Origin of the sequence: Agrobacterium bohemicum (genome assembly GCF_002896715.1) — a bacterium.
Taxonomy (GTDB): Bacteria; Pseudomonadota; Alphaproteobacteria; order Rhizobiales; family Rhizobiaceae; genus Agrobacterium; species Agrobacterium bohemicum.
On sequence record NZ_PGEL01000018.1, the window covers coordinates 121,197 to 128,201 of the forward strand.

Sequence of the window (7,005 nt, forward strand, 5' to 3'; positions counted from 1 at the left end):
TCCNTTTGCCACAATGATTGATTGCATTCCGTGCAGATTTTGACAGCTGATTGATANTTTATCCAATCCGATCACCGGGGTTCCCCATGACCGACCAGCCATCGTCGTCCGAGTTCATTCAGGCTAGCCGTGTTCTCAAGGTCAAGTCGCCACTGGGCGAAGACCAGTTGCTACCGGAGCGGATGGTGATCAACGAAGGCGTATCGCAGTTGTTCGAGATACAGCTGAATGTCCGCGCCAAGAAGGAATCGGTGAAGCCGGAAGAGCTGATCGGCCGTCTGATCGATGTCTCGGTAGAGGTGCAACAGGGTGAAGATGGTGGTGGCGTGCGCCGCCCGTTCAACGGTCTGGTGACCGACCTGCATGAGGGGCCACCCATCACCCGTGGTCTGCGCTCTTACGCCATGACCATTCGCCCGCAGATGTGGTTGCTATCCCGCCGTTCCGATTGCCGCATTTGGATGGACAAGACAGCTGTTGAGGTGGCCGAAACGCNTTTTTCCGAACACGGCATTCCAGCCCCGGATACATCGGGCATCATCAAGACTCCGCCTGCGCAGTACTACAGCACCCAGTTCAACGAGACCGACCTCGACTATCTGTTGCGCCGTTTCGAAGAGGACGGGTTGTACTACTTTTTCAGCCACGAAGATGGCTCTCACAAGCTGCATGTGGCCGATACCGCCAATGGATGGCTTGGACCATCGCCTTCAGCTCAGGGCGAAGGCAGAGTGAGATTGGCACAGGGTTCTTCGGACCGCAACCACATCAATGACTGGGCTCGCCGCTTTTCCTATGTGCCCGGCCAGCGTGCAGGCGCCGACTGGAACTTTGAAACACCCGGCATGGTGCCAGGCAATATGACGCCATCACTTGTGCAGATGCCGGATGCGACCAAGCGCGAGCTGTACGAGTACCCGGCCCGCATCAAGACGGTGGAAGAAGCAGAGCGGGCCCAGAAACTCCGGGCGCAATCCATCGAAGCCGACCATGACCGCGTCTTCGGCGGATCGACCTCCCGCATTTTGGAGGCCGGACGTCGCTTTACGCCATACGAAGTTGCGCATCCCGAACATGAATATGAAGAGCATGTGATCATCAAGGCGAGCCACACGATCGTGGATCGCTCCTATGAGACCAACAGCAACGAACCGGAATACCGCAACGCCTTTGAGGCTATCCCCGCCCGCGTACCCCTCANCCCGCATCGTACGACCAAGCGCCCGAAGATCGANGGCACGCAGGTCGCCATTGTTGCGGGCCCAGAGGGCGAGGAAATTCATCCAGATCAATATGGCCGCATCAAGCTGTGGTTCCCATGGGACCGCAAGGCGAAGAAGGATGGCACGGATACCTGCTGGGTGCGGGTCAGCCAGGCATGGGGCGGTGGGACATGGGGCGCGCAGGTTATCCCACGCATCGGCATGGAGGTTATGGTCGCCTTTGTCGATGGTGATCCGGATCGTCCGCTGGTGACGGGTGTCGTGAACAACCCNAAAAATTCGGTGCCCTACGATCTGCCTGCCAACAAGACGCGTATGGTGTTGCGCTCCAACACACACAAGGGCGACGGCTTCAACGAAATCACCTTCGAGGATGAGGCAGGCAAGGAGAACCAGTTCTTCCACGCACAGAAGGACCAGACCACTCGCGTTCTCAACGACCGTACCAAGCGCATTGATCGCCATGAGGTGGCATCGGTTGGTGGCAACCGCGCGGTGGAAGTGTCCGGCAACCAGAAGCACGAGATCGGCGGATCGGTAAACACCGTTGTCGGTGGCACAGGACCGATGGCGATGATGGCGATGGCGGGCGTCCAGGCGCTCTCAGGGCAGACAGCGGGGCTCCTCAGTCAGGCGGCGCAATTCGCAGGCGGCGGGGGACCCGGCATTGCGGCGTTTGCCACGACGCTTGCGTCATCAGCGCTTGGCTTCCTTGGCGCTGGCGGCATGTCGTCGCGCGAGGGCGTGGTCTCAGGCCCCAGCCCACGGTCTGATGCAGGCACGGCACTTGCTGGTTCCGGTACGGGTGTTGGGTCAGATGCATCTGGCCTATTCCCCCTNCCCGGCATCATGAACACCATCATCGGCGCGTTCCAGTCCACGTCCGTGGGTGTTGCNAAAGCTGAGCAGATCGGCGTTAGCAAGGTGACCAACATCGGCCAGACTGAAGTGCGCCAAGTTGGCAAGCAACAGAATCTGACCATAGGTAGCGAACAATATGTCGAGGTCGGCAAGGGCCAATACACCCGCGTCGGTGAGAAGATCACCGTCAATGTCGGCAAGCTTTACAATCTCGTGTCGGAGGAAAAATATCACGGTGAAGCGAAGGTCTGGGAGATTTTTGCAGATGATGAAATCCGGCTTTCGACGCCGGGTGGTTACATCTCCCTGACAAAAAGCGGCATTAAACTCTTCGCACTGAAGATCGATATAGAGGGTAACCAGATCAACTTTAAAAAAGGCGGCCCAGGTGAAGGCGGGTCTTGCTTGCGAAACATGACAGCAACTTCAACTCCGTTCGTTGGGTAGTCACGATGACTGATTTATCTAAACTGCGAGAGGTTTTGCTGCGGTCGCAGCGGCCACTGTTTGCAGTCCTTGATGGCGCGCAATTTCCCGATCTTCCAACAACACTGTCGGAAGGAAACTTCTTTCATCGATCTCTCTACCGCAAGTCTCCGCAAGGTAACCCGGATCAAGACCGGTGCGCGCCGCAATTGGTATGGCTTGACCGTGGGCCTTATGCAATCTCCAGAACGGGCGCCAGGCCGGTGGATCAAGTTTCACTAGATCGGCTGATCGACTTGATCGATGGCAAGCACGCTTGCGTTTTTTGGGAATGTGCAGCTGGAGGAGAGAGCCTTTATCATCANTTGCGNAAAATCAATGTGGTGCTGTTTCCGGGAGATGCACGAGTCGATCAAGGCAAAAGCTATGAAGCCGATCCACGCCCCAGCGATGAGAAATCTCCGGCCCAACCTGTTCAGTTGAAGCGGGTCATTCTGCGTCATAGCGAACCTAACGTCATGGCTCAAATTATACCCACACTCAGCCAAGGTCAGTATCTTCGTCTGCTGGGACCGGCAAACGCTATCATCTTCCAACCGGATGAGGAGTGGGGCGGCAGCATAATGCGAGCCAGCCGCAAGGATGGTACGGCGCCTGCGCCAAGGGGTCTTCTCGCTTTCAATACAAGAAATATCGATGAAATCGAGGATCAGCGTCGAGAAACGGTTGTCGGCAAGCGCGTGGCTTATCTGCGGAAGGTGGCACCGGATTTTACCGCCGCAAGGAGTGACGTGGAATTGCGCGACCTTGTGCGAAGGCAGGATGCTCAGGCGGAGGAACTCGGATTGAAGCTAGAATACTCTCGAAAACTATGGGCGTTCATGATGCTAATTTCTGGTGAGAAGAGCGGACAGATCCCTGAGGTGCGGGCTTACATTCGATCTGGTCCGAAAGATCCTGACCAGAATTTTGCCGTGCTTTTCAATAAGACGAAAAGTGTTGTCCGCGTCCACAGGAGGGCTGGCTGATGCCTCCTTTATTGGCAGTTGGAGGTGGGCTTGCGCTCGCTGGTGGGGGAACTGTCGCCGCAGGCGGCGCCACTATTTCTGCAGGGACTGCGGCGTGGTTACTTGGAGGAGCTGTAGTAACCACGGGAGCAATCGTCTATGGCGACGACATCGTCAACGGCGTCAGCGGCGCGATGTCAAATGCCCAGTCTGAAGCTCAGACACAGGATCAGGCAGTACCTGCAACCAGAACCGTAACCTGCGCTCGCTGCGCCCAAAATCCCTGCGCATATCTCGCCTGTGGAGTTCCTGGCAGCACCTACCGAGGCGGAGCCCACGGCTGCATGACTGATACACCCGAGACGCTGGGAGACGGACTCGATAGCCACCATATGCCAGCAGATTCGAAATCACCCTTGCCCAGACCTGTGGGGCCAGCGATACAGATGGATCCGGTTGATCATCGCCTTACGGCCTCTTATGGTAGCCGCGTGCATGGACCAAGTTACGCGGTGCAGAGGGGCTTTCTTTCACGCGGCCAGACCTATTCAGCGTTTATGGCTGACGTTTTAGATGCGCGTAGGGTAGCGGCGTTGCAGGGCAACCCGACAAAATACGATGCAGCAATAGCTCAAGCGACGGCCTACGCCGAGTGTCTAAGACGAAACGGAATAATGAAATAGGGACGGGATAGTGATGACCGCAGAAGATGACTGGAAGATTTTTCCACGCGAAGGCCTGGGGAAGCTCAAATTTGGCATGTCTCCAGCCGAAGTCGACGCCTGGTCCGAGACTTATGGCGCAGTTATGGGTCGAGGTAGCGACCGTGCGTCCGACGGGCTCTTAAGCGACACATTGGAGCAATTTGGCGGAGCAATGAGTGACGAGGAGAAGCAGGCGTTCATAGCCGCATATGCGCAGAACGGGCCCTCCGCAGATAGCGTTACGGAGACGCGCGGCAATCCGGGCCTCGTTCTGAGGTATGAGGCTGAGCGACTCATAGAGATCATGCCAGCAATTGGGCANCGGCCGCTANTTTTGGATGGAGTGGACTTGTTATCAGTGGGGGCGCTAGAGGCTCTGGCGCTTCTGGAGCGTCTGAACGGCGGACCAGGTCGATACGCAAATACAGAAGCAGCATTTGACCGTATCGCTATTTCAACCGACGGATTCTGCGTTACAGACAAGGCTTCAGGCGTGCGAACGCTGAACGACGGGGATGAGCGTTTTCAGGGCCGAACTGTAATCGTGCGCGAGGAACCATATCTCCCGGAGGGAGAGATGGAGCGCTTTATCGTCCAGTCTGTTTTGGGGTAGTAAGGCATGTTGGAACAGTCTTCCCGGCGGCAAGTGCCAGACAAAATCTCCACCGCTAGGCTTATGCTTCGGCGGCCGGTGCTAAGCGACGCTGGTAGTCTGTACGCCATGCTCGCGGATCCGCAGCTGTTCCGTTACAGCCCCTTGCCGTTTGCCGGCACACTGATTGACGTTAAGCACATTATCGTTGAGTGGGACGAAAGCTGGGACAAAGGCCTGNAAACTTACGTTGTAGTACGCCAGGATGCAGTGGACGAGCCTATAGGCTTTGTAAACGTCGGCCCAGATGAAGAGCTTGGTGGCGCTTTGATGCAGAACGTTTCGGGTCAGGGTCTATCGGAAGAAGTCATGCGCGCCCTGATCGCGGAACTGGGCCTAACGAAAGCCTGGACCTTGATCGACGCGCATGTTGCGCCACTGATACGTCTGCTTGAAAAGGTCGANTTTCATGTCGAGAGAGTTCTGCCGCGTCACAGAGTGCATCCGCATGTTTCATCAGNAAAGCGGGATTGTGTCCTTATGCGACAGAAACGGCCAGAAAGGGCCTAGTCTATTGCATCCGACAGCAATGTAGATGGACGTGTTTAGATTGATATGCGGGTAAAGATGAGGTGTTCGTAATGGTTGGTCGAGCGGTTACACTTAAAGGCCATATGCACGTCTGTCCTATGGTTGATCCAGGGCCAAAGCCGCATATCGGCGGGCCAGTTGTCTCGACACAGCAAAACTTCGTCACAGTCGAGGGTGTGCCGATTGCCACGGTTGGGGACAGTTTAGTTTGCACCGGCGTGCCCACCACATCGGATCGAATTACAGGAGGTTCTTCAGTCGCCAGTATCGAGGGCAAGAAAATAGCCCGGCTAGGGGATTCCTGCGCGCATGGAGGAAGACTAGTACAAGGTATTCCTTGGCTTAGCTTTGAGTAGTTGGCCTGCTGCCGGTTTCATGGGCATCGAGTTAAGGTGTTCCTCCTGAAATCGGAGAGCAGGAATGCAAAGACGATATTCATCCGCGAGTATAAGCTTGAAGCGGTGACACTGCGAACGTGGGGTCACTGGCGCCAAAGGGCCTGGTGACCTTGATGTCCGCGAGAATGTGTTGCCAAAAGGGTTCGGGAATAGGGCGACGATCCAAGCCATTCCTTTCCTGGGNAAAGCCATATGACGCCGAGTGCCGCAGCCTACATTGCCAAGGACGCGATATGGAGTTCGCGTCCATTTCAAAGAACGGGGATGCGGATAAAAACTTGGACTGATTTATACGTTAAGGCCAAGACTTCTTCGATATTCGACCGGGCTGCGTGATCCCAGCGATATCTTGATACGCTTATCATTGTACCAGCGGATATAAGCGTCTACTTCGGCAACGAACTGTTCGATTGTGATGGCCTTCCAATCTCGTGGATAAAAGAGTTCTGTTTTCAATCGACCGAAGAAGCCTTCGCAAGCAGCGTTATCTTGTGAGCAGCCCTTCGGGACATCGAGCGAACCAGTTTCGCTTCGCTGATCCGCGTTAGCCAGCCAGGCCAGCGATAATGGGCTCCGCGATCAGAATGGACGATTGGTCGTTCCTCGCCGTCTGTCACGGTCTCAATAGCTGCATCCAGCATGGTGTTGACGAGGCCCGCGTCTGGTTGGGTTCCGATGGACCAGCTGATGACCATTCCGTCAAAGCAGTCGATGATGGGCGAAAGGTAGACCTTCCCGGCTGGGATCTGGAACTCGGTGATGTCTGTTAGCCATTTCACGTTCGGCGCGTCTGCATGGAAGTCGCGATTGATCAAGTTGTCAGGGGCCGGACTGATTTCTCCCAAGTATGATCCGAAACGCCGGCGACGCGGTCTAGCAACGACCAAGTGCTCCTGCTTCATCAAGCGCTGGACAACCTTTTCCGAGATGATCACGCTCTGCCTGGCCAGCGACGCCTGTAGTCGCCGATAGCCGTAACAACGACGGTTCGCTTCAAAGATTTCCGCAAGGCTGTCCCGGACGGCGGCATACTTGTCTGCGAGACACATGCGCGTGCGATGATAAAAGTAGGAGCTTCGCGCAATTTGCAGTTAGGCGAGCATTTCTGGCAAGCGATAGGTCTCTTTGAACTGCACCCCATTTCGACCGGACAGTCGGCATAAGCAGAAAGGCTCAAGCACAGGCTTGAGGACAGGCTTATGT

General features: G+C 55.9%; 3 protein-coding genes and 1 pseudogene. 3 read left to right on the forward strand and 1 reads right to left on the reverse strand.

Translation table 11 applies throughout. The features are described 5' to 3' along the window. Nucleotides 1-86 precede the first annotated feature (86 nt). From tssI to CUC55_RS04525, 3 genes are all read left to right on the forward strand, one after another. Nucleotides 87-2,531 carry a type VI secretion system tip protein TssI/VgrG gene (tssI, locus tag CUC55_RS04500; protein ID WP_103087081.1) on the forward strand — a complete coding sequence of 815 codons (2,445 nt, stop codon included), beginning with the start codon at nucleotides 87-89 and terminating at the stop codon, nucleotides 2,529-2,531. A gap of 2,366 nt (nucleotides 2,532-4,897) precedes the next feature. Next, the gene (locus tag CUC55_RS04520) at nucleotides 4,898-5,383 is read left to right on the forward strand and encodes a GNAT family N-acetyltransferase (RefSeq protein ID WP_280953185.1); all 486 of its coding nucleotides are present in this window, start codon (nucleotides 4,898-4,900) and stop codon (nucleotides 5,381-5,383) included. Between the two features lie 71 nt (nucleotides 5,384-5,454). Continuing rightward, a complete protein-coding gene (locus tag CUC55_RS04525) occupies nucleotides 5,455-5,760 on the forward strand; it encodes a PAAR domain-containing protein (RefSeq protein ID WP_082760349.1) in 306 nt (101 codons plus the stop codon). Between the two features lie 330 nt (nucleotides 5,761-6,090). On the opposite strand, the pseudogene CUC55_RS04530 reads toward CUC55_RS04525, so the two are convergent. Then, nucleotides 6,091-6,929 (reverse strand): annotated as a pseudogene (locus CUC55_RS04530) (IS3 family transposase); the annotation flags it as partial. Nucleotides 6,930-7,005 lie beyond the last annotated feature (76 nt).